Raw genomic sequence first — 24697 nt, 5'->3', positions numbered from 1 at the left:
CTTTAGTCGGTGGGGAGGTGAGGGTCGGGGTGACCTGGCGTTCTCCGGCCCGCTGTGTGCGGAGGGGAGCGGGGGCGTAGTTTACGGATCGTGGACCTCGACTTCGTCAGTGCGCACGCCGGCCGTCCCGCGGCCGCCCTCACCCGCAGGGACGTCGCCCGCGCGCTGCTCGGCGTGCCCTCCGGGGTGGCGCTCGTGGCGCTGCCCGACCTGCGGCGGGAGCTCATGGCCGCCGGCAACCCCCTGTCGCCGCCGTTCTGGGAGTCGGCCAGGGCGACGCTCGGCTCCATCGAGTCGGGCGTCGCCACCGTCGGCGACGTGCAGCGCTGGGTCGAGTCGACGGGGAGCGAGCCGATCCTGATGACGCCGAGCTACTTCGTGTGGGCGGAGGAGAGCGAGCGCGGGCCGGTGGCCGAGGAGATGTTCGACCTGCTCGTCGCCCATCTGGAGGAGCGGATGCGGGCGGGGGAGATCGACCCGGACGCGCTGGCGACCGGCGACCACCGGGCCCGCCGCGCCTACGAGGAGTTGCAGGAGCGCTGGCTCGGCACGCCGCTGCCCGACGGGCGGGTGCCCGGCTTCGTGGTCAGCGACGAGCAGGACGAGGAGCTGTACGCGGCGGTGGACGAGGAGGAGGCGCTGGCGCTGTCGGAGCTGCACCGGATCATGGGCGAGCTGGACAAGCAGCCGGAGCTGCCCGTGGCCGACCTCGTGCGGGCCGGGACGCGGCTGCGGGAGTTGCTCGGCCGGCCCGGTTATCCGGCCAACGTGCTGCGCGCCTGCGCGGGGTTCGAGGACCGGCCGCTGCCCGAGGCCGACGCGGAGCTCTGGCTGGCGGTCGCGGCGGGGATCGCCGGGCCGCTGTCCGACCTGCCGGAGGAGGCGGACCTGCTGGAGGAGTTCGTGGACCTCTACCGTGAGCTCAACGATCGTGAGCTCAACGACGGTGAGCCCGACGACGAGGACACGGTGCTGGCCAATCTGTTCGCCATTCAGTACGCCGACTGGCTGGCGGTGGTCGCCGCCCTGGCCAGGCTGGGGCCGGGAGTCCTCGCCTCACCCGAGCGGATCGCCCGGATGATCTCCGAGTCCGAGGACATCGACGCCTACGACGAGAGTCCCGACGACCTCGACGCGACCGAGGTGCTGTTCGGCCCGGTGGTGCGCCTGTGGGGGCACCTCGGCATCGTCGACGCGGACGGCGTGCTCACGCCGCTCGGCTGGTGGGGCCTGCCCCAGGCGCTGGAGCGCGCCTGGTCACCCGCCGACTGAGACCTCGCCTGCCTCAGCAGCTGGAGCGCCTGGCCACCCGCCGCGCCTGCCTCAGCCGCTGGAGCGTCTGGCCACCCGCCTCGTCTGCCTCAGCCGCCTCGGACTCTGGAGGGCCTGGTCACCCGCCGGCCGGGGCGTCGACGAGGTCGCTGTATTCCGGGTGGCGCTCGATGTAGGAGGCCACGTAGGGGCACAGCGGCACGACCCGCAGGCCGGCGTCGCGGCTCTCCTCCAGGGCGTGCTTGACCAGCCGGCCCGCCAGCCCCTTGCCCGAGTGCTCGGGCTGGACCTCGGTGTGCGTGATCACGATCTTGGTGGGCAGCAGGCGATAGTCGGCGAACCCGGCGACCTGGCCGTCCACGAGAAGCTCGAACCGGCTCCGCGCCGGGGCGTCGACCACCTCAATTGTCGGCATTGAGCTCGGATTTCTGGTCGAGGTCGGCCTCGTGCGGCACTTCGATCTTGGAGATCTGCTTGTTCATGGACTTGACCAGAACGTACAGGGCCAGGCCGATGAGGGCGACGACGGTGAAACCGAGGATCCCCGGGCTGATATCACCTGCTGCTAGGACGTTCACACCACCAGTCTGCCACCTGGGGGTCATGCTCCGTCCGGCGGCTCAGTGGCAGGCCGGCGTGGTCTCCTCGGCGTGGATCCCGGTGAACAGGTCGTCCTCCGGCAGTTCGGTGTCGACCAGCGAGCGCGCCAGGTGATAGTCCTCGGTCGGCCAGATCTCCTCCTGCACCTCACGCGGGCACTGGAAGAACCAGCCGTCGGGGTCCACCTGGGTGGCGTGCGCGAGCAGCGCCTCGTCGCGGATCTGGAAGTAGTCGGCGCAGCGCACCTGGGTGGTCACGTGCCACTTGGTGGGCCGGTCCTCCCACCGGGAGATCCAGTCGGCGTACGGCGAGCCGAGGCCGCGCGCGGTCATCGCCTCGTGCAGCGCCTCGAACCGGTCCTTGCTGAAGCCCATGTGGTAGTAGAGCTTCAGCGGCTGCCACGGGTCACCGGTGCCGGGATAGCGGTCGGGGTCGCCCGCCGCCTCGAACGCCTCCACCGAGACCTTGTTGGTCATGATGTGGTCGGGGTGCGGGTATCCGCCGTCGTCGTCATAGGTGATGATCACATGCGGCCTGAACTCGCGCACCGCGGCGACCAGCGGAGCCGAGGCGTCCTCGAGCTTCTGCAGGGCGAAGCAGCCCTCGGGCAGCTCCTCCTCCTCGCTCTCCGGCAACCCCGAGTCGATGAAGCCCATGAAACGCTGCTCGACACCCAGGATCTCGCGGGCCCTGGCCATCTCGGCTCTGCGCACCTCCGCGATGTTCGCCACAATCTCGGGGCGATCCATCTTAGGGTTCAGTACGGAACCACGCTCACCGCCAGTGAGCGTACAGACCAGCACGTCCACGCCTTCACGGACATAACGCGCCATCGTCGCAGCGCCCTTGCTCGACTCGTCGTCGGGGTGGGCGTGGACGGCCATCAGCCTCAGCGGTGCACTCACGGGCTCGATGTCTCCTCAGTAGGGACCGATCAGTCGCCCAGAGAGGTTAGTTTCTGCTGGGCGGTCGCGAGGGCGTGGCCCCCGCAGGCGACAATTGTCTCGGATAACGCTCAGGGAGTGCAGGGAGATTCCGCCATGGCCACCAGAGATGTCGAGAACGGTCCCGTTCTCGGCACACCCGACGACTTCCCGGACCGTCCAGAACGCGGCGGGCGGCTCGTCGTGCACGTCGTGATCGGCGTGCTCGTGGCCATCATCGCAGGCGGATGGGGTTATGTGATGTGGTCGATGACGGGCAGCAACACCGGCGCGGTGGCGCAGGTGGTGTCGTTCGACGTCGACAGGGCCCAAGCCGAGATCACCTTCACCGTCAGCAAGCCCTCCGACAGGGCCGCGGTCTGCCGGATCCGGGCCACGGACGTGGACCACGCAGAAGTCGGCAGCAGGGAAGTAAGAATTCCCGCTGGTGAGGGTAGTAAGCAGCTCAAGGAACGCCTGGACACCAGTGTCCAGGCCACTTCCGTGCATGTGCAGTACTGCAATCTCGTATAGTGAGACATTTGGGGAAGCGTTCGGGCGGCCGGCTTGTTAGTCTTTCGCGATTCACCGCACGTAACCTTCAGTGATCTCAGGGCCCCCTAGCTAGCAAGGAGAACCCGTGGCCGACTCTCGCGATGAGAACGTCACATGGCTGACGCAGGAGGCGTACGACCGCCTGAAGGCCGAGTACGAGTATCTCTCGGGGCCCGGGCGCGTCGACATCGCCAAGAAGATCGAGGCCGCCCGCGAAGAGGGTGACCTCAAGGAGAACGGCGGCTACCACGCGGCCAAGGACGAACAGGGCAAGATGGAGGCGCGGATCTTCCATCTCCGCCAGATCCTGGACGCCGCGCAGGTCGGTGAGGCCCCCAAGACCGAGGGGGTAGTGGGTCCCGGCATGACGGTGACGATCCGCTTCGTCGGCGACGACGACGAGGTGACGTTCCTGCTCGCATCCCGCGAGGAGAGCGGCTCCCCGATCGACGTCTACTCGCCACGGTCCCCGCTCGGCTCGGCGATCAACGGCAAGAAGATCGGTGAGAAGGCGACGTACAGCATGCCCAACGGCCGCCAGAACACCGTCGAGATCCTCGAGGCTGTGCCGTACATCGGCAACTGACCCCCGAAGAACAGCTCCGCCGGGCCCACGCTGGCCCGGCGGAGTTCGCGCGTTCCTCGGCGATCCGCCAGGACCTCGGCTTCCTGGTGAGCACCAGGAAGCGGCGTGACACCCGCAAGCTGATCCCGTTCATCGTGGTGGCGCTGGTCGCCGTGCTGACGGCCGACGTGCTGCTGCTCGCCGAGAGCAGGCAGCCGGCCCAGCCGGTCGCCGCGGACCCCGTCCGCGTCCGCCCGGCTCCGCAGCAGAGCCTGATGGCGCAGTCGAAGACGGTGCAGCCGGTGAAGCCGCTCGCGGGCCTGCACAAGCCCAACCTGTTCGTGGTGACGCGCAAGCCGCTCACCCGGGCGCACTTACAGAGGATCGCCCGGCTGCCGGGAGTGCGCGCGCTGGAGGTGGCCGACGCCGCCAGTGTCACGCTCGACGGCAAGCGGGTGCAGACCCTCGCCGTCGAGCCTTCCTCCTTCCGCGCCTACACGCCGAAGGTGACGGCCGCCTCGGACGCGCTGTGGAGCAACGTGGCGGCGGGCGACGTGGCCGTGTCGTTCGTGCTGGGCAATGACGGCGGGCTGGCGCTGCACAGCAAGGTGAGCGGGCCGGCCGGGCCGCTGCGGATCGGCGCCTACGCGACCACCGGCTTCGGCGGGGTGGACGCGGTCGTGTCCAAGCAGACCGGCCGCGCGCTGGGCCTGCCGCGCGACAACGCGCTGATCGTCAGCGCGCCGAAGGCCAACTCGGCCAGACTCCGCGACCGGTTGGAGAAACTGCTGCCGAAGGGCACCCAGACGGCCATGGTCAACCCGGTGCTGCCCGCGCCGCAGATCAGGCAGCAGAACTGGCCGACCGGGTCGTTCATGTCCGCCGCGCAGCTCACGGTGGCCTTACGGGCCGCCGCCTCCAAGCTCGGCATGCCGTACGTGTGGGGCGCCGAGGGGCCGACCACCTTCGACTGCTCGGGGCTGGTCCAGTGGGCCTACGCCCAGGCGGGGGTGCGCATGCCGCGCGTGACGCACCAGCAGTGGGTGACCGGCCCGCAGGTGGAGCTCAGCCAGGCCCAGCCCGGTGACCTGCTGTTCTGGCGCAACGACCCCACAAATCCGGCCTACATCTCGCATGTGGCGATTTATTGGGGTAACGGCAAGATGCTGCACGCCCCTCGCACCGGCGACGTGGTGAAGATCGCCCCGGTGAACACCCGCAACCTGGCCGGCGTGGTCAGGGTGAGCCCGCAGGCCGCCACCCAGGTTCGCTGAGAGTCCGTCCGTACCAGACCTTTTAGTTCTAGTACGTGCCATTTCTCGGCAACTGTGTAATGTTGATTACATGGTAAGCGACGACATGACAGCGCAGATGCGCGGCTGGTTCACCGGGCGGCTCCCGCAGGGCTGGTTCACCGGCCCGCCGCAGGTCACCAGGGACCGTGAGGAGATCGCGGTCGTCGGCACGCTGCCGGAGCCTCCGGCGGGCGTGGAGGAGGTCGAGCGCGGCGCCCTCATCGACGGGCTGATCGGCCGGTTCAGGGAGGAGACCAGGGAGCGGCGCATCGAGATCGCCAAGGAGGCCGAGCACAAGTTCCGGCAGAAGGTCTCCTGGGGTGTCGCCTGCGGTGGCGAGACTGTGATGTTCACCACACTCTCCGTGCCCGTCATGACGAGGTTGCGCCAGTCCGAGCGCCAGGTGCTCGACACCCTCGTGGCCGCCGGCGTGGCCCGCAGTCGCAGCGACGCCCTCGCCTGGTGTGTACGCCTGGTCGGCCGCAACACCGACACCTGGCTGGGTGAATTGCGCGACGCCCTGCAGCATGTGGACCGGGTGCGGTCCGCCGGGCCCGACGTGAATGCATGAATTTCCCGCACCGGATTGGACTAAACCATTCGGCGCATTGGTTTAGACCATCCCGATTGGCCTAAACCAGTGCGCCGGTGACTTTCTTTTAAAACGTGTCCCGGTGGGTAGGCTCCCCCAATCGTCAAGGCCGCTGCCTGCGGCGACAGCCGCGTCAGAGGTCTACGCCAATTGGCTTTCCGGCGTCGTCGTCGTCAATGATGAGCGGGCCCTGAGAGAGTGGAGGAGCCGCAGCCGTGTCTGTTTCCGTGGAAGTTCCCACGCCTACCGCCAATGCCGAATTGGCCGCCTGGGTGAAAGAGATAGCCGCTCTTACCGAGCCGGACCGGATCGAGTGGTGCGACGGCTCCGAGGAGGAGTGGACGCGCCTGACCAACCTCCTGGTGGACCAGGGGACGTTCACCCGGCTGGCCAAGCGGCCCAACAGCTTCTACGCGACCTCCGACCCGAGCGACGTGGCCAGGGTCGAGGACCGCACCTTCATCTGCTCCGAGCGGGAGCAGGACGCCGGGCCGACCAACAACTGGATCGCGCCGGCCGAGATGCGCGAGACCTTCGGCAAGGTGTTCAAGGGCAGCATGCGCGGCCGCACGATGTACGTCGTGCCGTTCTGCATGGGGCCGCTCGGCGGTGACATCTCCCAGCTCGGCGTGGAGATCACCGACTCGCCGTACGTCGCGGTGTCGATGCGGATCATGACCAGGATGGGCGAGCGGGCGCTGCGCCTGATCGAGCAGCGCGGCGAGTTCGTCAAGGCCGTGCACAGCGTCGGCGCGCCGCTGGAGCCTGGCCGGCAGGACGTCCCGTGGCCGTGCAACTCCACCAAGTACATCAGCCACTTCCCCGAGACCCGCGAGATCTGGTCCTACGGCTCCGGCTACGGCGGCAACGCCCTGCTCGGCAAGAAGTGCTACGCGCTGCGCATCGCCAGTGTGATGGCCCGGGATCAGGGCTGGCTGGCCGAGCACATGCTCATCCTCAAGCTCACGCCGCCCTCGGGACAGGCCCGCTACGTCGCGGCCGCCTTCCCGAGCGCCTGCGGCAAGACCAACCTGGCCATGCTCCAGCCGACCATCCCCGGCTGGAAGGTCGAGACGATCGGCGACGACATCGCCTGGATGCGCTTCGGCGACGACGGCCGGCTCTACGCCATCAACCCCGAGGCGGGTTTCTTCGGCGTCGCGCCCGGCACGGGTGAGACCACCAACGCCAACGCGGTCAAGACGCTCTGGGGCAACAGCATCTTCACCAACGTCGCGCTCACCGACGACGGTGACGTGTGGTGGGAGGGCCTGACCGACCAGCCGCCGGCGCACCTGACCGACTGGAAGGGCCGCTCCTGGACCCCGGACAGCGACGAGCCCGCGGCCCACCCGAACTCCCGCTTCACCACGCCCGCCTCCCAGTGCCCGATCATCGCTTCCGAATGGCAGGACCCCAAGGGCGTGCCCATCTCGGCGATCCTGTTCGGCGGCCGCCGCGCCACCGCGGTGCCGCTGGTCACCGAGTCGCTGAGCTGGCAGCACGGCGTCTTCCTCGGCGCGAACATCGCCTCGGAGAAGACCGCGGCGGCCGAGGGCAAGGTCGGCGAGCTGCGCCACGACCCGTTCGCGATGCTGCCGTTCTGCGGCTACAACATGGGCGACTACTTCGCCCACTGGCTGGACGTCGGCCGCCGCCAGGGCGCCGAGCTGCCGCGCATCTACTACGTGAACTGGTTCCGCAAGAACGCCGACGGCACGTTCATCTGGCCCGGCTTCGGCGAGAACAGCCGCGTGCTCAAGTGGATCGTGGACCGCCTCAACGGCCAGGCCAACGCCGTGCCGACCCCGATCGGGCTGCTGCCGGACGCGCTCGACACCGGAGGGCTCGACCTGGCGGAGGAGGACCTGCGCACGCTGCTGAGCGTCGACCGCGAGGTGTGGCGCGAGGAGGCGGCGCTGATCCCGGCCCACTTCGAGACGTTCGGCGAGCAGCTGCCCAAGGAGCTGTGGGAGGAGTACGACGCCCTGGTGGACCGCCTGGGCTGACCTTGTGCGACGCGGCGGGCCCGGCTAGCTTGGCGGGCCTGTCGTGCTGCCGAGGGGGCCGGGGTGGACAACGTCTTACTGATCGCGGCCGTCTGCGTGGTGGGCCTGGTCCTGGCCGCCGACCGAGCCGCCCAGAACGCCGCCGACAGGGCCCGGGGCAGGGCCAGGCCCGGCGGCTCCGGTCATGACCTGTCGGCCTACGAGCTGGCGTACCTCTTCGGCGGGCCGAGACGCGCGCTCAACGCGGCGCTGGCCGTCCTCGCGACGGCCGGCGCCGTTCGCGTCTCACGCGGCGCGTGGGTGACCATCGTGTACGGCGCCCGCCCGTCGCCGGTGCCGATCGAACAGGCGGTGCTGGACTTCCTCGGCATCCGGCAGGGCGGCTGCACGGCGGGTGAGCTGCGGCACGCGCTGGCGGAGCAGCCTGCGCTCACCGAACTGGGCACCGCGTTCGGGGTGTTCGTGGGCGCCCAGGCGATCTTCAAGCAGCGCCGCAAGCTGGGGGACCGGGTCAGCCACGAAGGGCGCAGGGTGCTCCTGTCCGCGTTGCGCCGGCATCCGCGCGGCCTGCGCGACCGGACCTCGCTGAGCCTGGCCGTCGGTATCCCCGTGGCGCTGTACGGCCTGGGCGCGGTGGACGACCGGATCATCGCCGAGGAGCTGTCCACCGGAGATCCGGGCGGTGACATCGCCGGAGCCTGCGGAACCCACGGGGACTTCTCCTCGGGGTTCGGCTCCTCGGACTCCTCCTCGGGCTTCGGGGACGGCGGGGGCGGTTTCGGGGGCGGCGACTTCGGCGGCGGATCGTCCGGCTGCGGTGGGGGCGGCGGGTCAGGTGGTTGACACCTTTTGGTGGGAAACTTTCCGCCGATCGCGGTCGTCTAGTGGTTACATGCAGAGGAGGCGGCTATGGGGGTCCTCGTAACACTCATCCTGGTCTGCGCCGTGTTGATCGCGGCCGTGATCGCGAACGCCACGTCGCTCAAGAGCAGATACGCCCGCATACGCCAGGCCGTGGACACGGGGGCGCGCGAGCTCGGCGCCTACGAGGTCGCCTATCTCGCCGGCGGCTCGCTGCGGGTGGTCAACACCGTCCTGGCCGTGCTGATCCGTACGGGACTGCTGCGGGTCTCCCGAGGCGGCCTCCTGCACCCCGTCGCGGGCGTGGACCGTCCCGGTGACGACCTCGAACGGGCCGTGCTGGCGGCGGCGGGCGGCCGGCCCGGCGGGACCCCGGCGGCGGAGGTGCGCCACGAGGTCGGCAAGGGCCAGGAGATGGGCGCCGTCGAGCATCGGCTCATCGCCGCCGGGCTGATCCTCCCCGGGGCGGCGAACGGGATGGCCCGCACCCGGCTCGGACTCCTGGCGCTGCTGTCGGCGCTGTGCCTGATCGTCGCGCTGGTGAGCCTCTTCTGCGTGCTGTTCCTGCCCGAGCCGGCCGCCATGGCGCGAGGGCTGCTGACCGTGGCCGCGGTGGCGCTGCTGGTGACCGGCTTCGTCGGACTGCGTACGTACGGACGGTTACGGCGGGCGCTGCGGAGCCTGGTCACCGAGGCGGGCCGCGACCGGCTGCGCACGGCGAGGACCTCGTATCGGCCTGGCGCGCCGGTGACGGCGGCGTCGGACATCTCCATGCCGGTCGCGCTGTACGGCATGGGCGCGATGGGCGACCCCGCGACCGAGGCCGAGCTGAACGCCCGGAACAACTCGGTGCCGGCCACCGGCGGCTGCGCGGGGGGAACCTGCGGCGGCTCCTACGACAACACCCACAGCTTCGGCGGCGGTGACTTCTCCAGCAGTTCCAGCAGCTCCGGCAGTTCCGGCAGTTCCGCCAGCTCGTGCGGCGGTGGCAGCAGTTCGTGCGGCGGCGGTGGCGGCTGCGGCGGAGGCTGCGGTGGCGGCTGACCACCGGCCGGAGCAGGCCCGGATGGAGCGGCTGGGGCTGGGCATCGGGTGGCGTTCGGAGATCGATCTCACGGTGGAGAGGCTGGCCGGCGTCGAGTTCGTCGAGGTCATCGCCGAGAACATCCGTCCCACGTCCCTGCCCACGTCGCTGCGGGTGCTGCGCGAGCGCGGGCTGCCGGTGATCCCGCACGGCGTGAGCCTCGGCGTCGGCGGCGCCGAACCGCCGTCCGCCGCGACCCTCGCCCACCTGGCCGCCTGTGCCCAGGCGCTGGACGCCCCGCTGGTCAGCGAGCACCTCGCCTTCGTCAGGGCGGGCGGCGTCGAGGCCGGTCACCTGCTGCCCGTGCCCCGCACCCGCGACGCGCTCAAGGTCGTCGCGCAGAACGTGCGCCAGGCCCAGGACGCGCTGCCCGTCCCGCTGGCTCTGGAGAACGTGGCCGCCATCTTCGGCTGGCCCGAGGACGAGCTCACCGACGGGCAGTTCCTCGGCGAGCTCGTCGAGCTCACCGGCGTGCGCCTGCTCATCGACGTCGCCAATCTCTACACCAACGAGGTGAACCTCGGGCTGCCGGCGGTCCAGGCGCTGGACGACCTGCCGCTCTCGCAGCTCGCGTACGTGCACGTCGCCGGCGGGGAGGAGCACGGCGGCGTCTGGCACGACACGCACACCGCCTCGGTGCCCGAGCCCGTCCTCGACATCCTCGCGGCCCTGTGCGCCCGCACCGACCCGCCAGGGGTCCTGCTGGAGTGGGACGACCACTACCCCAGCGACGACGCACTCGCCGCCGAACTCTCCCGCATCCGAGCCGCGACCACCAGACCCCCCACATGACTCCCGACCCGCCCGCCGGGCTTGGCCGGGACCTTGGGGTGGGCGCTGGGGTGGATGGTGAGGCTCGGCGGAGGCTGGGTGCGGCGCAGGCGCGGGTGGTGGCGGCGCTGGTCGGCGGGGCTGAGCCGCCGGAGGGGTTCGACGCCGAGCGGCTGAGGGTGCAGGCGGGGAGCCTGGTGGCCAAGCGCCGCAGCGTCGTGGCCAGGCTGCGGCCCGACGCGGCCAGGGCGGCGGGGAAGGACCTGGTCGCCGACTTCGCCGCCTACGCCCGCTCCCGGACGGCGCCGCCGCCCGGCTATCGCGCGGACGCCGACGACTTCGCGGCCTGGCTCCGTACCCAAGGGAAGATGCCCGCCGCGCCCGGTGAGCCCGCTCAGTCCGGTGAGCTCGCTCAGTCTCGTGAGCTCGCTCAGTCCGGTGAGCTCGCTCAGTCGGGGGAGTCCGGCGCGGTCCGTGGGTCGGTCAAGGGGGCGTGGTGGCGGTGGTTACGGCGGGGTGTCGGCTGATCAGAGGAAAGATCACGCCGGTGGCAGACCCTCTCCGGAGGACGGTTACGCTGTCAATTACGCGCTATTCCCCTCGGTGCCCGAGCGGCCACGGGTGGCGAGTGGCGGCTGCCCCCGCAGGCCCTGTGAAAGACCTGGAGGACGGCCGGGCTGAGCATCCAGGCGGTGCGCACGCCGGCGGCGCCGACCGGATTCGCGCACGGGCCCATGGACGGGCTCGTGGACGAGGCGGAAGGTCGCGTGGAGCCCGTTCTGGACACGGGCACGGGCGAAACGCGGTGATAATGGCCTGTTGGGTCGTCCGACCTGAGGTACTGCAGCGCTGGGGAGGGACTCCGTGGGCCTGCGCGATCTGGTCTACCGGGTGTACGAACGCCGGTTGGAGGCCAAGCTGTCGAAAGACAGCATGCCCCGGCACGTCGGGGTCATCATCGACGGCAACCGCCGCTGGGCGCGCGCCATGGGGATGCGGGACGTCGCGACGGGACACCGCAAGGGCGCCGACAAGATAGCCGAGCTGCTCACCTGGTGCCGCGAGACCGGCGTCGAGGTCGTCACGGTCTGGATGCTGTCCAACGACAACCTCAACCGTCCCAGCGAGGAGCTCGAGCCGCTGCTGGGCATCATCGAGGACGTCACGCGGGAGCTCGTGGAGCAGGGGTGGCGGATCAGCCCGGTAGGCGCACTCGACCTGCTTCCGGACAGGACGGCCAATGTCCTGAAAAACGCGAAAGAAGTGACATCACACCGTCCGGGCCTGATTGTGAACGTTGCAGTTGGGTATGGAGGAAGGCGTGAGATTGCCGATGCGGTGCGCTCACTCCTCCAGGAGCATGCGAGCAAGGGCGCGAGCATCGAGGACCTCGTCGAGGTGCTCGATGTCGAACATATCGCGGAGCATCTCTACACTCGCGGCCAGCCCGACCCGGATCTGCTCATCCGGACCTCGGGCGAGCAGCGTCTGTCGGGTTTCATGTTGTGGCAGAGCGCTCACTCAGAGTTCTACTTCCACGAGGCTTACTGGCCCGACTTCCGCAGGGTGGATTTCCTGCGGGCGCTGCGAGACTACGCTGCGAGACACCGACGTTACGGTTCCTGACGGGACATCTGGGTATCCAGAACGTAACGTTGGAAGTGTCCGGTCGCAGACCGGACACTCCGGAGAGGTCCCGCCTTTGCGCCAACACTTGCCAAGGGGGGCCGGAACCCGGCGCCGCCGGCAGGTCGCGGTGGCAGATCCGGGTCCGGTCCGAATCCCGCCTCGTCTGCAGGGTGCCCGACCGCTAGGGCGCCCGGGGGAGAACGTGTGGCAGTGTCCTCGAGCAACCCTTCGACCAAGCCCGCCAAGCGCACCTACGTGCTGGACACCTCGGTCCTGCTGGCCGATCCAGCGGCGATGACTCGCTTCGCGGAGCACGATGTCGTCCTGCCGATCGTCGTGATCACGGAGCTGGAGGGAAAGCGGCACCATCCCGAGCTGGGCTATTTCGCCAGAAAAGCCCTGCGCTACTTCGACGACCTGCGCGTGGAGTACGGCAGGCTGGACGAGCCCATGCCGACAGGGGACGGCACGATCAGGGTTGAGCTCAATCACAGCGATCCATCCATCCTGCCCGTCGGGTTCCGCCTGGGCGACAACGACACGCGCATCCTCACCGTGGCCCGCACGCTGGCCGCCGAGGGTTGCGATGTCGTGCTCGTCTCCAAGGACCTGCCCATGCGGGTCAAGGCGGCCTCGATCGGCCTGTCGGCGGAGGAATACCGCGCCGGGCTGGTCGTCGAGTCCGGCTGGACGGGGATGGCCGAGGTCCAGGTGACCGCGGAGCATGTCGAGACGCTGTTCGAGCACGGCACGGCCGACCTGGAGGAGACCAGGGAGCTGCCCACGCACACCGGTCTGCGGCTGCTGTCGGCGAAGGGATCGGCGCTCGGTCGGGTGCAGCCCGACAAGTCGGTCAGGCTGGTGCGCGGTGACCGTGAGGTGTTCGGGCTGCACGGCCGCTCCGCGGAGCAGCGCATCGCGCTGGATCTGCTCATGGACCCGGAGATCGGCATCGTCTCCCTCGGCGGCCGGGCCGGCACGGGCAAGTCCGCCCTGGCCCTCTGCGCGGGCCTGGAGGCGGTCCTGGAGCGCCGCCAGCACCGCAAGGTGGTCGTCTTCCGCCCGCTGTACGCGGTCGGCGGTCAGGAGCTCGGCTACCTGCCCGGCGGCGAGGGCGAGAAGATGGGCCCGTGGGCGCAGGCGGTCTACGACACCCTGGGCGCGGTCACCACGCCGGAGGTGATCGACGAGGTGCTCGATCGCGGGATGCTGGAGGTGCTGCCGCTCACCCACATCCGCGGCCGGTCGCTGCATGACGCCTTCGTCATCGTGGACGAGGCCCAGTCGCTGGAGCGCGGGGTGCTGCTGACCGTGCTCAGCCGCATCGGCGCCAACTCGCGGGTGGTGCTCACCCACGACATCGCCCAGCGGGACAACCTTCGGGTCGGGCGGCACGACGGCGTGGTCGCCGTGGTGGAGAAGCTGAAGGGGCATCCGCTGTTCGCGCACGTCACGCTGACCAGGTCCGAGCGCTCGCCGATCGCCGCACTGGTGACGGAGATGCTGGAGGACCTGTCCATCTAGTCACTTGAACTCGCCGCACGTGAGCCGCCCCTCCGTGGTGCTGGAGGGGCGGTCCACGTACCGGCGGACGATCTTGACTTCCTCGACGGTCGTGTCCTGCTGGGCGGTGCACACGATCTGGGCCTTGCCGGGCTCGGTCAGCGTGCCGTCACCCCTGATGAACACGGTCAGCGTCGAGGTGCGCGGCAGCTTGACCTCGTCGCGCTGGACGGGGTTGAGCGAATCCTCGGTGCCCTCGAAGGCGAAGCCGCGCAGGGCGGTGTCCCGGTCGCCGAGCGGCTGGGTGGAGGCGTCGAACAGGGCGGTGAGCAGGCTGCTCACCGAGTCGGAGTCCACGTCGGCGGGCTCCAGCGCGAGCTCGCCGTCCTTGAGCAGGTAGATGGTCTTGGACGGGGGCGGCACCCGGACGACGGGCGGGCCGCCCCGCTCCATCACGTCGGTGGGGGAGATGCCGCACGCCGCCGCCAGGAGCAGCGCGGCCACCGCGAGCGCGGGTCTCCTGCTCATGCGTGCGGGAGCCAGACCGTGAAGAGCGTGCCGGGACTCTGCGCCCGTACGGAGATCGTGCCGCCGTGCAGGTGCACGTTGGCGCGCGCGATGGCCAGCCCCAGGCCGCTGCCCTGACTGCGGGAGCGGCCCGCGCCCGCCTTGTAGAAGCGGTCGAACACGTACGGCATCGCCGCCGCCGGGATGCCCTGGCCGTGGTCGCGCACCTTCACCTCCAGGCCGTTCTGCGTGGCTCTCGCGCTGACCTTCACCGGGGGGCCGCCGTGCTTGATCGCGTTGCCGACCAGGTTGGCCACGATGACGTCGAACCTGCTCAGGTCGAGGGTGACGGTCAGGCTCCGGGAGGAGCTGACCTGGACCTGCTCGCTCCAGCCGCGCACCTCCAGGCATTCCTGGATGGCGTCGGACACGTTGACCGGCTCCAGGTTGAGGGTGGCCGTGCCCGCGTCGAAGCGGCTCACCTCGATGAGGTGCTCGACCAGTTCGCGCAGCCGCTCGATCTCGTGCAGCACCAGCCGCACCGCCTCGGCGGGCGCGGGCGGCAGCCGGTCGGCCTCCTCCGAGAGCATGTCCGCCACGGCCGTCATCGCGGTGAGCGGGGTGCGCAGCTCGTGCGAGACGTCGGCGACGAACCTGCGGGACATCGCCTCCAGCGAGCGCAGCTCCGACACGCTCAGCTCCAACGCCGCCGCCGCGTCGTTGAACCGGGACGTGAGCTCGGCGAGCTCGTCCTGTCCGTGCACCGGCAGGCGGGTGTCCAGGCGGCCCTGGCCGAGCGCCTGAGCGGCCGCGCTGAGCCGCCGGACGGGCAGCAGCACCTGCCTGGCCGACAGCACGGCCACCACCAGGGCGATCAGCACGACGGCCGCGCCGCCCTGGGCGAGGGTGGCGCGCAGCGTGGCCAGCTGGCTCTCGTCGTTGCGCAGCGGGAAGAAGACGAAGGCCCGTAGCCCGGTGGCCTCGGGCGCCTCCGCGGTCTCGCGGTGGACCTCGGCGCCGACGATGAGCCAGAGCTCGCCGCGCAGCTCCTTGCGCTGGGTGACGATGCTCTGCTTGGCCCGGCCGTGCAGCTCGTTGGGCACGTCGTTCATGGTCATCGGGCCGTCGGTGTGCGTCAGCCTGCCGTACTCCAGGACGACGCTGCGGCCGGGCCCGTCGAGTGCCTGGGACAGGTTGGTCAGCTCTCTGGTGCCGGGTTCGGCCTCGCCCGGCCTGAGCCTGCCGATGGGGAAGCTGATCTGGTTGAGCTGCCTGGTCACCAGGTCGACGGCGGAGTCCTCGGCCCGCTTGATCAGCGCCGCCTTGGCCAGCTCGAACCCGATGGTCGCGACGAGGGCGGAGGCGGTGACGGCCACCAGGGTGAAGGTGATGATCAGACGCGCGCGGAACCCGGTGGGTAGCCAGATCACGGAGGACTGAACCGGTAGCCGAAGCCGCGCACGGTGTGGATGAACACCGGCTCCGCCGGTCTCGGCTCGATCTTCGCCCGGACCCGCTGCACGCAGGCGTCGACCAGGCGGGAGTCCGCGACGTGCGTGTGGTCCCAGACCGCGCGCAGCAGGTAGCGCCGGTTGAGCACCTGGCCGGGATGGCGTACCAGCTCCAGCAGCAGTCGCAGCTCGGTGGGCGTCAGGTGGATCTCCTTGCTGGCCAGCATGACCTTGAGCGCGCCTCTGTCGATCATGAGGTCGCCGAACGAGATGCGGTCCGAGGCGGCGGATTCGGCCCTGCGCAGTATGGCGCGGATGCGGGCGTCCAGCACCCGCGGCTCCACCGGTTTGACCACGTAGTCGTCGGCGCCGGCCTCCAGGCCGACCACCACGTCCAGGTCGTCGCCCCGCGCGGTGAGCAGGATCACGGGGAGCTGGTCGAGCTTGCGGATGCGCCGGCACACCTCCACGCCGTCGATGCCGGGCAGCATGACGTCCAGGATGACGATCTCGGGACGGCGGGAGCGGATGTGGTCCAGAGCCTCCTCGCCCGTCGCGTAGGCCGTGACGGAGTGCCCCTGCCTGGTCAGCGCAAGTTCGAGCGCCGTGCGTACGGAGGGGTCGTCTTCAACGAGGAGAATGCCAGCCACGGGCACATTATTAGTCCATGTCTCATATATCCGGGTTGTGTCACGAAACCGTGACCTGTCGGGGATGGGGCCCTTAAGTCCCTGCGGCAGGCTGGTTACGGCCCTCCCTTCGGTTACGGGAGCCCGAAGGGAGGGTCGTCTCAGTGTGACCAAAATCACAACGATCGGGAAAGTCCGGGCTAACCTGCAGGTTAGCCAACAGAAGGCAAAGTAAATCCCGCGTTTCGGTTGCGGAGTACCCCCCCAGGCAGGGCAAGCTCATGGACCGTGAGCCCAGGCCCGAAGTTGAGTGAGCGCCCAGCGCGCAGCGCCTCCCGCCCGACACGTCGGCGCTCGCGGCTGACCCTGAAGCAGATAGCGATCATCACCGTGTCCTTGGTGGTCGTCTTCGGCGGCGGCGGTTACGTCGCCAACCGCGCGATCCAGAACGCCAACGCCCCGCAGGGCGACGTGCTCTCGCTGGAGGATCTCGGCGCGTTCGCCAGCGGTGACCTCAACGCGCCGGACCCCGAGACCGACGCGCTCAAAGAGGCGGCCACGCAGGCTTACAAGGCCGCCGAGCTCAAGGCCGCGCGCGAGGGCAAGGACGCGCTCGACGTGATCGAGATCAAGAAGAAGGCGCCGGGCGGCGACGGCTTCCCGCCCGCCAACTTCCCGCCCGGCAGCGACCCGTCCCCCGGCAGCAACAAGGCCACGGCCAAGAGCATGCTGGCCTCGGCCGGGTTCGGCCTGGACCAGTGGGGCTGCCTGGAGTCGCTCTGGATGAAGGAGAGCGGCTGGAACGAGCGGGCGATGAACCGCTACTCCGGCGCCTACGGCATCCCCCAGTCCCTGCCCGGCACCAAGATGGCCAGCGCGGGCGCGGACTGGCAGACCAACGCCGCCACCCAGATCAAGTGGGGCTTGGGCTACATCAAGGGCCGTTATGGCACTCCGTGCGCGGCATGGGGGCACTCGCAGGCCAAGGGATGGTACTAGCGGGTCAGCTTTCCTTCTGTAATCGGCAAGCCGTCGCGCCCCTCCATGTATGACCGCGCACGCTGGCGGCATGGGTGTGAAGGTCAGTGTGATCGTCAATGTCCACAACCCGGGGGATCGCGCCGATGCGTGCATCCGCTCCACGCTGGAGCAGACCCTTCCGGCGGACGACTATGAAGTGATCTTCGTCGACGACGGGTCCACCGACGGGGTCGCCGAGCGGCTCGACACCGTCGCGGCCGTCCGCCGCAACGTGCGGGTGCTGCACCTGCCGCACACAGGATCACCGATGCGCGGGCGCAACGTCGGCCTGGCGTCGGCCAGGGGCGACTACGTCTACCTGCTCGACCAGTACGACAGGCTGGAGCGGGACGCGCTGGAGCGGATGCACGAGCGGGCTGCCGAGACCGACGCCGACGTGCTCGTCGGCCGCCTGGCGCGCGACGGCGGCGCGCCGATGACCGCGTTCGACCGCAGCAAGGCCCGCGCCGACATCCTGCGCGACCGGCTGCTCAGCCTGCTCACGCCGCACAAGCTCTACCGCCGCGCTTTCCTTGAGGAGCACGAGCTCGGCTTCGCCGTGCCCGGCGGGCCCATCGCCGAGCAGGACTTCGTGATGCGGGCCTACCTGCAGGCCAAGGTCATCGCCGTGCTGGCCGAGCACGTCTGCTGCCACCTCGGCGAGCGCACCGTGATCGAGGAGAACCCGCGCACCACCGTACGGGAGCTGCGGGCGCTGCTCGGCCACATCGACGCCTACGTCGGGGAGGGCCGCCAGCGCGACCGCATGTACGCCCACTGGCTGCGCACCGCCGTACTGCGGCCCTTCCTCACCACCGCGTTCGCGAGCTCCTCCATCGACCGGGGCGCCTACTTCCGGATGATCCAGGACCTGGTCGGCGAGCGTTTCCCCGACCGGCTCGACCGCTACCTGCCGGTTCAGCTCAGGGCCATCGCCACGCTGATCCGCGCCGGGCGGCTGGACCAGCTCGTCATGCTGGCCAACTCCTCACGGCGGGCGGGGCTGCGCGCCGACCTGACCGAGGTCCGCTGGGACGCGCACGTCCTGGTGCTCGGGCTGGCCGTCGAGGTGCTGGGCGGGGACGGCAGGCCCGACCGGTTCCGCACCGACGGCGAGCGCCTGTACTGGAAGCCGCCGCGGGCCATCGACGCCAAGCTGCTGCCGGACCACGTCACCGACGTCACCGACTCCGTCGAACGCGCCCGCATCGAGGTCTACGTACGGCATGCGGAGACCGGGGACGTGCACTTCCTTCCGGTGGCGTACCAGGTCGAACGGGTGCCGGAGGGACGCCGGCACGCCCGCGTTCGGATCACCGGGGAGGCCAGGATGGACGTGATCGCGGCCGCCCAGGGCGAGCCGCTCAGGCCCGGCCAGTGGGAGGTGCACGTACGCATGTTCGGCGGCGCCTACCAGGCCAGGAGCCGGGTGCGGCGGACGGACGGCCCGCTCAACTGCCTGGGCGTGCTCGCCCAGCGGCCCAGGATGCGGCTGGTGGTGCCGTGCTGGACCGACGACGGTCAGCTCGGCCTGGCCGTCGAGCCGCGCTCGTTCACCGAGTCGATCGCCCTGGTGTCCCCCGGGGTGCGGGCCAAGCTGGTGGAGGAGCACCTGTTCGTGGTGCTGCCCGTGCCGTACGTGCCGCCGAGCGGCGGGCCGCCGCTGGAGCTGGTGCTGCGCGGCGCCGGGCGGCGGCCCCGCGAGGTGTCGGCGCCCGCGCTGGTCGAGGCCGGGGTGCCGGGCAAGATGGCCGGCCAGCTCGTGGCCAAGGTGCCGGTCAAGCGCCGGATGGCGGGCCGCGACACCCTCGGCCCCGGCGCCTGGCTGCCGTCGCTGCGCAGCACGGAGGAGGAGATCGGGCTGCGCTTCGCGCTGGAGATGCGCCGGGGGCGGGTCGAGGTGTGCCCGAGCAGCGCGGTCACCCCGCAGCGGCGCTCGCCCATGGGCCGCGACACCGTCCTGCACCGCCTGGGCCGCCGCCTGCCCGGCGCGCGGCACCTGGTGCGGCTGGCCCGCGCGGGCAAGCATCGTTACCTCAAGGACTGACCCACCCGGGTCTCCCCCTATGGGGCCGGAATCCACACGCTATGGGGAAGCTGTGTGGCCCAGCCGGTGCAGGCGGAGCGCGAGCTGGATCTCCAGCGCCCGCTCGGGCTCCTGCCAGCCGTCGCCGAGCAGCTTGCCGATCCTGTCGAGGCGCTGCGTGACGGTGTTGACGTGGATGTGCATGGCCTCGGCCGTGCGCGACGGCGAGCCTCCGCAGCCGAAGTAGGCGGTCAGCGTCGCGCCCAGCGCGGTGCCCCGCTGGGTGTCGTAGTCGATGACCGGGCCGAGCACCGAGCCGACGAAGCCGCGCACGTCGCGGCCCTCGCCGATGAGCAGGCCGACGAAGCCCAGCTCGGCGGCGCTCGCCCCGTCGCCCGCGCGGCCGAGCGCGATGAGCGCCTCCGCGCAGCGGCGTGCCTCGTGGTAGGCGGTGGCCACGTCGCCGGCCTGCGACGCGCCCGCCGTGGCCGGGGCGCGCAGCGACGCGCTCAGCTCGGCGGCGACCCGGCGGGCGAGGTCGCCGGCGCGCACGCCGGGCAGCAGCAGCACCACCTCACCGGCCCGGCCGGCGGCCAGCCCGTGCCGGACGGCCGCCTCAGAAGAGGCCCAGAACGCCGCCCGCTCGCGCTGCCCGTCGTGCCTGACCACCACCACGACGTGCGGCGCGGACAGGTCGACGCCCAGCCTGCGGGCCCGGTCGTGCAGGCCGGGCGAGTCCGGCCGGGAGATCAGGTCGTCGAGCAGCTCGCCGCGTACCCGTCCCTCCGCCTCCGCGACGCTCCTGCGGAACAGCAGCAGCAGCGCGCACACCAGCGCGGCCCGCTCCAGGATGCGCTCGTCGGCGTCGTCGCTGCGCAGGACCAGCGTGCAGAGCGGCTCCCCGCCGACGTCCACCGACGCGATCCGCAGGTCGCCCTTGCGCACGGTACGGCCCAGCGCCCTGGACGCCTGCGCGGCCTCGGACACGCCGGCGTCCAGCTCGCCCGCGTCGCCGGTGAGCGGCCTGCCGAGGTCGTCGAGGACGGCCAGCGACCCACCGAGCACGTCCGTCACGACGGCGGCCACGTCCTCGATGCCGCCGCCCCGCAGCACCAGCGAGGTCATCCGGTCGTGGGCCGTCGCGGCCCGCTCCACCGCCTCGGCGTGCTCCCGGGCGGTGGAGTGCGCCCGGGAGAGCTCCTCCAGCGCGTTCCTGGTCTCCTGCAGCAGCCGGGCGTTGTCGAGCGCCACGGCGGCGTGCGCGGCCAGGCTCGCCAGCAGCGACACCTCCTCCTGCGCGAAGGGCCTGGCGCTGCGGTTGGCGGCGAACAGCACGCCGATCACCCGCTGGCCCAGCCGCAGCGGCACGCCGAGGATCGCGACCAGGCCCTCCTCGATGACGGCCTCGTCGATGTCGTGCTTGTGGCGGAAGCGCGCGTCGTCGAAGTAGTCGACCGTCGTGTACGGCACCGCCGTCTGCGCGACCAGCCCGCCGAGCCCTGCCCCCATGGCCAGCCTGAGCGACCTGAACTTGGCCGAGATCGAGCCGTCGGTCACCCGCATGTACGTGTCGCCGCGGGCGGGGTCGTGCAGCGTGAGGTAGGCGGTGTCGGTGGCCAGCAGCCGCCGGGCCCGGTGCACGATCGCCTCCAGCACCGCGTCCACGTCGCGCAGCGCCGACAGGTCGCCCGCGGTGTCGTAGAGGGCCGACAGCTCGGCCTCGCGCCTGGCCCGGCGCCGCAGCAGCGCCCGCACCTTGAGCGCCTCGACCTTGGCGAGCTCCAACTCCTCCACGGCCGCCGGATCGGCCCCGGCGGCCCTGGCCTCGATGATGGGCCCCTCGAACTCGACCGCCGAGGCCTGCCGGGCGAGCAGTTCGAGGAAGCGCCTGACCACTATCGAGCCGTCCAGCCGCCGTCGACGGGCAGGGACACGCCGGTGATGAACGAGCCGCTGGGGCCGCACAGATAGGCGACGAGCTCGGCCACCTCCTCGGGCTCGATCAGCCGCTTGATCGCCGCCGGCGCCAGCATGATGTCCGCGACGACCTCGTCCGCGCCGATGCCGTGCATCCTGGCCTGGTCCGCGATCTGCCCCTCGACCAGCGCCGTCCGCACATAGGCGGGGCACACGCAGGTGGAGGTCACGCCGTGCGGTGCCCCTTCGAGCGCCAGCGTCTTGGAGAACCCCTCCAGCGCATGCTTCGCCGTCGTATAAGCCGATTTATACGGCGAAGCGCGCAATCCATGGACGGAGGAGATGTTGACGATCCGTCCCCACCCCCGGGCGTACATCCCCGGCAGCACCCGCCGCGCGATCAGGAACGGAGCCTCCACCATGACCTTGAGGATGGTGGCGAACACCTCCGGCGGGAACTCCTCGATCGGCGCCACATGCTGGAATCCGGCATTGTTCACCACGATGTCCACGGGCTCGTCCGGCAGCCCGTCGGCGAACCCGGGCGCGCTCAGGTCGGTCACCACGGCCAGCCCGCCGACCTCCGCCGCCACCTTCGCCGCCGCCTCGCCCTGCCGGTCGACCACCAGCACCCTGGCCCCGTCCGCGGCCAATCGCCGGGCGCAGGCCGCACCGATGCCGCTCCCCGCCCCCGTCACCAGTGCGGTACGTCCAGTCAGCTCCTTCGCCATGCATCCGACCCTAGGCGCAGGCCGGCCCGTGACGCATGGCTGCCACCGACATAAATCAGCGACGCGCCATGTGTGCCCGACTCCTGGAAGGGGAATCTCCTTGACGCTGATACCGTACGGGGCATGAACGCGTATCCGTCCCGTTGGTGGCCCGCCCTCTAGGCGGTCCCACCAGCGCGCGTACGCATCCTGGCCGCCTCGACGAGGCGGCCGCCGGCATCAGCAGGACGCCCGTCGAGCACTCGACACACCGAAAGGGCGTCACATGACCGGCACGACCACTTGGGCCACCCTGCTCGCCACGCTCCTCGATCGCGAGGCCCTCACCTCCGGCCAGGCGGCCTGGGCCATGTCCCAGATCATGTCGGGCACCGCGACGGACGCCCAGATCGCCGCCTTCGCCGTCGCCCTGCGGGCCAAGGGCGAGACCATCGCCGAGGTCGCGGGCCTGGCCGACGGCCTGCTGGCCGGCACCTCCGCGATCAGGATCCCCGGCGACACCGTGGACCTCGTCGGCACCGGCGGCGACCGCGCGAACACCGTCAACATCTCCACCATGGCCGCCATCGTCGCCGCGGCGGCCGGCGCCAAGGTCGTCAAGCACGGCGGCCGCGCCGCCTCCTCCACCACCGGCGCCGCCGACGTCCTGGAGGAGCTGGGCGTCGCCATCGACCTGCCCCCGGCCGCCGTCGCCCGGGTCGCCGAGGAGGTGGGCATCACCTTCTGCTTCGCCCCCACCTTCCACCCGGCGCTCAAGCACGCCTCCCGCGCCCGGCGCCAGCTCGGCATCCCCACCGTCTTCAACTTCCTGGCCCCGCTCACCAACCCGGCGCTCCCCGCCGCCCAGGCGGTCGGCGTCTACCACGAGACCATGGCGGCCGTGATCGCCGGAGTCCTGGCCGAACGCGGCGCGTCCGCCCTGGTCTTCCGGGGCGACGACGGCCTTGACGAGCTCACCACCTCCGGCCCGTCCACCATCCACGTCGTACGCCGCGGCACGGTCGGGCGCACCCGCCTCGACCCCGCCGACCTCGACATCCCCTACTGCGACCCCGCGGACCTGCGCGGCGGCGACGCCCCGCACAACGCCGCCGTGGCCCGCGCCGTCCTGTCCGGCGAGACCGGCCCGGTCAGGGACATCGTGCTGCTCAACGCCGCCGCCGCCCTGGTGGCCACCGGCGGCGCCCCGCCCGCCGACGAGCTCACCCCCGCCCTGGCCCAGGCCTGCAAGCAGGCGGCGGAGGCCGTCGACACGGGGGCCGCCACGGCACTGCTGGCGCGCTGGATCACCGCCACCCAGCGTGCCCGCGCGGGGCGGGCCTGACCGGGCTCAGGTCCGGCCGGGCTCAGGTCGGCCGGGTCATCGGCAGGAGGTCCAGCAGGGCGTCCAGCTGCTCCTCGGTCAGGGTGCCGTTGCTGACGTGCCCGCGTTCGATGACCACCTCGCGGATGGTCCTGCGCTCGGTCAGGGCCTGCTTGGCGATCTTGGCGGCCTCCTCGTACCCGACGTGCCGGTTGAGCGGGGTCACGATGGACGGGGAGGACTCGGCGTACTCACGCATCCGGTCCTCGTTCGCGGTGATGCCGGTGACGCAGCGGTCGGCGAGCAGCCTGGAGATGTTCGCCAGCAGGCGGATGGACTCCAGGATGTTGCGGGCGATGATCGGCAGCTGCACGTTCAGCTCGAAGCTGCCCGAGGCGCCGGCGAAGGTGATGGCGGCGTCGTTGCCGATCACCTGGGCCGCGACCATGGCGGTGGCCTCGGGGATGACCGGGTTGACCTTGCCGGGCATGATGGACGAGCCCGGCTGCAGGTCGGGCAGGTTGATCTCACCGAGGCCCGCCCTGGGGCCGGAGCCCATCCAGCGCAGATCGTTGGCGATCTTGTTGAGGGAGACGGCCACCACCTTGAGCTGGCCGGAGAGCTCGACGATGGAGTCCTGGGCGCTCTGGGCCTCGAAGTGGTCCATCGCCTCCCGGAAGCCGATGCCGGTCGCCTCCCGCAGCTTGGCGATCGCCAATTCGGCGAAGCCCGGCGGGGTGTTGATGCCGGTGCCCACCGCGGTGCCGCCCAGAGGGAGCTCCAGCACGTGCCCGAGCGCGGACCTGACCCGCACCGCGCCGTGCTCGACCTGCGTGGCGTAGCCGCCGAACTCCTGGCCGAGCGTCACCGGCGTGGCGTCCATCAGGTGGGTCCTGCCGGACTTCACCACCTCCTGGAACTCCAGCTCTTTGGTACGCAGCGCCGTCGCCAGGTGCTCCAGCGAGGGCAGCAGGTGGTAGCTCACCTCGGTCGCCGCCGCGACGTGGATCGAGGTGGGGAAGACGTCGTTGGACGACTGGGAGGCGTTCACGTGGTCGTTCGGGTGCACCGGGCGGCCCAGCCGCTCCTCGGCCAGAGAGGCGATGACCTCGTTGGCGTTCATGTTGGACGAGGTGCCCGAGCCGGTCTGGAACACGTCCACGGGGAAGTGGGCGTCGTGCTCGTTCTCGGCCACGTCCGCCGCCGCCTGGGCGATGGCCTCGGCCAGGTCCTTGTCGAGCACCCCCAGCTCGCCGTTGGCCTCCGCGGCCACCGCCTTGACCAGGCCGAGCGCGGCGATGTGGGACGGCTCGAGCGGTCGCCCCGAGACCGGGAAGTTCTCCACCGCTCGCTGGGTCTGCGCACGCCATTTGGCGCCGGCCGGAACGCGCACTTCGCCCATCGAGTCATGTTCTATACGGAACTCGCTCATGCCTCCCAGTCTGGCTCACGCT

Annotated in this window: 24 protein-coding genes; 15 read left to right on the top strand and 9 right to left on the bottom strand. The window is 70.8% G+C overall.

Going from position 1 to position 24697, the window contains the following annotated elements; translation table 11 throughout:
- Window positions 1-90: 90 nt before the first annotated feature.
- A complete protein-coding gene (locus tag IEY87_RS28725; protein WP_189141914.1) occupies window positions 91-1272 on the top strand; it encodes a hypothetical protein in 1182 nt (393 codons plus the stop codon).
- A 118-nt stretch (window positions 1273-1390) separates the two neighbouring features.
- Here IEY87_RS28725 and IEY87_RS28720 read toward each other — a convergent pair whose 3' ends face one another.
- The 3 genes from IEY87_RS28720 to mca are packed head-to-tail and all read right to left on the bottom strand — an operon-like array spanning window position 1391 to window position 2777.
- Entirely contained in the window at window positions 1391-1687 is a 297-nt protein-coding gene (locus IEY87_RS28720; RefSeq protein ID WP_189141913.1) for a GNAT family N-acetyltransferase, read from the bottom strand.
- The gene (locus IEY87_RS28715) at window positions 1674-1850 is read right to left on the bottom strand and encodes a hypothetical protein (RefSeq protein WP_225277749.1); all 177 of its coding nucleotides are present in this window, start codon (window positions 1848-1850) and stop codon (window positions 1674-1676) included. The genes IEY87_RS28720 and IEY87_RS28715 overlap by 14 nt, the downstream gene beginning before the upstream one ends.
- A gap of 42 nt (window positions 1851-1892) precedes the next feature.
- Window positions 1893-2777, bottom strand: coding sequence for a mycothiol conjugate amidase Mca (mca, locus tag IEY87_RS28710; protein WP_189141911.1), 885 nt, complete (start codon window positions 2775-2777; stop codon window positions 1893-1895).
- Window positions 2778-2912: 135 nt separating this feature from the next.
- Here mca and IEY87_RS28705 point away from each other — a divergent pair, with 135 nt between their 5' ends.
- From IEY87_RS28705 to phoH2, 11 genes are all read left to right on the top strand, one after another.
- Window positions 2913-3329 (top strand): DUF4307 domain-containing protein, encoded by a 417-nt coding sequence (locus IEY87_RS28705; RefSeq protein WP_189141910.1) that lies wholly within the window; start codon window positions 2913-2915, stop codon window positions 3327-3329.
- 106 nt (window positions 3330-3435) lie between these two features.
- Window positions 3436-3936, top strand: a complete 501-nt coding sequence (gene greA, locus IEY87_RS28700; RefSeq protein ID WP_189141909.1) for a transcription elongation factor GreA — start codon at window positions 3436-3438, stop codon at window positions 3934-3936.
- 86 nt (window positions 3937-4022) lie between these two features.
- Window positions 4023-5189 carry a C40 family peptidase gene (locus IEY87_RS28695; RefSeq protein WP_225277750.1) on the top strand — a complete coding sequence of 389 codons (1167 nt, stop codon included), beginning with the start codon at window positions 4023-4025 and terminating at the stop codon, window positions 5187-5189.
- A 70-nt stretch (window positions 5190-5259) separates the two neighbouring features.
- Window positions 5260-5781, top strand: a complete 522-nt coding sequence (gene abmR, locus IEY87_RS28690; protein WP_189141908.1) for an ATP-binding transcription factor AbmR — start codon at window positions 5260-5262, stop codon at window positions 5779-5781.
- A 236-nt stretch (window positions 5782-6017) separates the two neighbouring features.
- Window positions 6018-7811: a phosphoenolpyruvate carboxykinase (GTP) gene (locus IEY87_RS28685; RefSeq protein WP_189141907.1), complete on the top strand. Its 1794-nt coding sequence runs from the start codon at window positions 6018-6020 to the stop codon at window positions 7809-7811.
- A 63-nt stretch (window positions 7812-7874) separates the two neighbouring features.
- Window positions 7875-8654 (top strand): TIGR04222 domain-containing membrane protein, encoded by a 780-nt coding sequence (locus IEY87_RS28680; RefSeq protein WP_189141906.1) that lies wholly within the window; start codon window positions 7875-7877, stop codon window positions 8652-8654.
- 66 nt (window positions 8655-8720) lie between these two features.
- The gene (locus tag IEY87_RS28675) at window positions 8721-9716 is read left to right on the top strand and encodes a TIGR04222 domain-containing membrane protein (protein ID WP_189141905.1); all 996 of its coding nucleotides are present in this window, start codon (window positions 8721-8723) and stop codon (window positions 9714-9716) included.
- On the top strand, window positions 9706-10548 hold the full coding sequence (locus IEY87_RS28670) for an MbnB/TglH/ChrH family RiPP precursor modification enzyme (protein WP_225277751.1): 843 nt from the start codon (window positions 9706-9708) through the stop codon (window positions 10546-10548). The genes IEY87_RS28675 and IEY87_RS28670 overlap by 11 nt, the downstream gene beginning before the upstream one ends.
- Window positions 10545-11054 (top strand): SCO6045 C-terminal-like domain-containing protein, encoded by a 510-nt coding sequence (locus tag IEY87_RS28665; RefSeq protein WP_189141904.1) that lies wholly within the window; start codon window positions 10545-10547, stop codon window positions 11052-11054. The genes IEY87_RS28670 and IEY87_RS28665 overlap by 4 nt, the downstream gene beginning before the upstream one ends.
- A 337-nt stretch (window positions 11055-11391) precedes the next feature.
- Complete coding sequence (locus IEY87_RS28660) at window positions 11392-12153, top strand: isoprenyl transferase (RefSeq protein ID WP_189141903.1); 762 nt, start codon at window positions 11392-11394, stop codon at window positions 12151-12153.
- A 207-nt stretch (window positions 12154-12360) separates the two neighbouring features.
- Complete coding sequence (phoH2, locus tag IEY87_RS28655; protein ID WP_268241363.1) at window positions 12361-13680, top strand: RNA 5'-3' helicase PhoH2; 1320 nt, start codon at window positions 12361-12363, stop codon at window positions 13678-13680.
- Here phoH2 and IEY87_RS28650 read toward each other — a convergent pair whose 3' ends face one another.
- The 3 genes from IEY87_RS28650 to IEY87_RS28640 are packed head-to-tail and all read right to left on the bottom strand — an operon-like array spanning window position 13681 to window position 16267.
- Window positions 13681-14187 (bottom strand): hypothetical protein, encoded by a 507-nt coding sequence (locus tag IEY87_RS28650; protein WP_189141902.1) that lies wholly within the window; start codon window positions 14185-14187, stop codon window positions 13681-13683.
- Window positions 14184-15596, bottom strand: coding sequence for a sensor histidine kinase (locus tag IEY87_RS28645; RefSeq protein ID WP_189141901.1), 1413 nt, complete (start codon window positions 15594-15596; stop codon window positions 14184-14186). The genes IEY87_RS28650 and IEY87_RS28645 overlap by 4 nt, the downstream gene beginning before the upstream one ends.
- A complete protein-coding gene (locus IEY87_RS28640; RefSeq protein WP_189141900.1) occupies window positions 15593-16267 on the bottom strand; it encodes a response regulator in 675 nt (224 codons plus the stop codon). The genes IEY87_RS28645 and IEY87_RS28640 overlap by 4 nt, the downstream gene beginning before the upstream one ends.
- Before the next feature lie 369 nt (window positions 16268-16636).
- On the opposite strand from IEY87_RS28640, the gene IEY87_RS28635 reads away from it, so the two are divergent.
- Both IEY87_RS28635 and IEY87_RS28630 read left to right on the top strand, forming a co-directional pair.
- Window positions 16637-17245: an aggregation-promoting factor C-terminal-like domain-containing protein gene (locus IEY87_RS28635; RefSeq protein ID WP_504822944.1), complete on the top strand. Its 609-nt coding sequence runs from the start codon at window positions 16637-16639 to the stop codon at window positions 17243-17245.
- A 70-nt stretch (window positions 17246-17315) separates the two neighbouring features.
- On the top strand, window positions 17316-19313 hold the full coding sequence (locus IEY87_RS28630; RefSeq protein ID WP_189141899.1) for a glycosyltransferase family 2 protein: 1998 nt from the start codon (window positions 17316-17318) through the stop codon (window positions 19311-19313).
- Between the two features lie 39 nt (window positions 19314-19352).
- On the opposite strand, the gene IEY87_RS28625 is transcribed toward IEY87_RS28630, so the two are convergent.
- A complete protein-coding gene (locus IEY87_RS28625; protein WP_225277753.1) occupies window positions 19353-21188 on the bottom strand; it encodes a helix-turn-helix domain-containing protein in 1836 nt (611 codons plus the stop codon).
- Window positions 21188-21940: an SDR family oxidoreductase gene (locus tag IEY87_RS28620; RefSeq protein ID WP_189141898.1), complete on the bottom strand. Its 753-nt coding sequence runs from the start codon at window positions 21938-21940 to the stop codon at window positions 21188-21190. Before IEY87_RS28620 ends, IEY87_RS28625 begins: the two co-directional genes overlap by 1 nt.
- A 265-nt stretch (window positions 21941-22205) precedes the next feature.
- Between IEY87_RS28620 and trpD the strand changes: the two genes are divergently transcribed.
- Window positions 22206-23264, top strand: a complete 1059-nt coding sequence (gene trpD, locus IEY87_RS28615) for an anthranilate phosphoribosyltransferase (RefSeq protein ID WP_189141897.1) — start codon at window positions 22206-22208, stop codon at window positions 23262-23264.
- A 22-nt stretch (window positions 23265-23286) separates the two neighbouring features.
- Here trpD and IEY87_RS28610 read toward each other — a convergent pair whose 3' ends face one another.
- Window positions 23287-24675, bottom strand: a complete 1389-nt coding sequence (locus IEY87_RS28610; RefSeq protein ID WP_189141896.1) for a class II fumarate hydratase — start codon at window positions 24673-24675, stop codon at window positions 23287-23289.
- Between the last annotated feature and the right edge of the window lie 22 nt (window positions 24676-24697).

Origin of the sequence: Nonomuraea glycinis, from assembly GCF_014646515.1 — a bacterium.
Lineage (GTDB): Bacteria > Actinomycetota > Actinomycetes > Streptosporangiales > Streptosporangiaceae > Nonomuraea > Nonomuraea glycinis.
This window is presented reverse-complemented; position numbering and strand designations above follow the sequence as displayed.

Bases quoted from the DNA above. Each gene is read 5' to 3' on its own strand.
- IEY87_RS28720 (WP_189141913.1), bottom strand. From the start codon at position 1,687: ATGCCGACAATTGAGGTGGTCGACGCCCCGGCGCGGAGCCGGTTCGAG.
- IEY87_RS28705 (WP_189141910.1), top strand. From the start codon at position 2,913: ATGGCCACCAGAGATGTCGAGAACGGTCCCGTTCTCGGCACACCCGAC.
- abmR (WP_189141908.1), top strand. From the start codon at position 5,260: ATGGTAAGCGACGACATGACAGCGCAGATGCGCGGCTGGTTCACCGGG.
- IEY87_RS28675 (WP_189141905.1), top strand. From the start codon at position 8,721: ATGGGGGTCCTCGTAACACTCATCCTGGTCTGCGCCGTGTTGATCGCG.
- IEY87_RS28665 (WP_189141904.1), top strand. From the start codon at position 10,545: ATGACTCCCGACCCGCCCGCCGGGCTTGGCCGGGACCTTGGGGTGGGC.
- IEY87_RS28650 (WP_189141902.1), bottom strand. From the start codon at position 14,187: ATGAGCAGGAGACCCGCGCTCGCGGTGGCCGCGCTGCTCCTGGCGGCG.
- IEY87_RS28630 (WP_189141899.1), top strand. From the start codon at position 17,316: ATGGGTGTGAAGGTCAGTGTGATCGTCAATGTCCACAACCCGGGGGAT.
- IEY87_RS28620 (WP_189141898.1), bottom strand. From the start codon at position 21,940: ATGGCGAAGGAGCTGACTGGACGTACCGCACTGGTGACGGGGGCGGGG.
- trpD (WP_189141897.1), top strand. From the start codon at position 22,206: ATGACCGGCACGACCACTTGGGCCACCCTGCTCGCCACGCTCCTCGAT.
- IEY87_RS28610 (WP_189141896.1), bottom strand. From the start codon at position 24,675: ATGAGCGAGTTCCGTATAGAACATGACTCGATGGGCGAAGTGCGCGTT.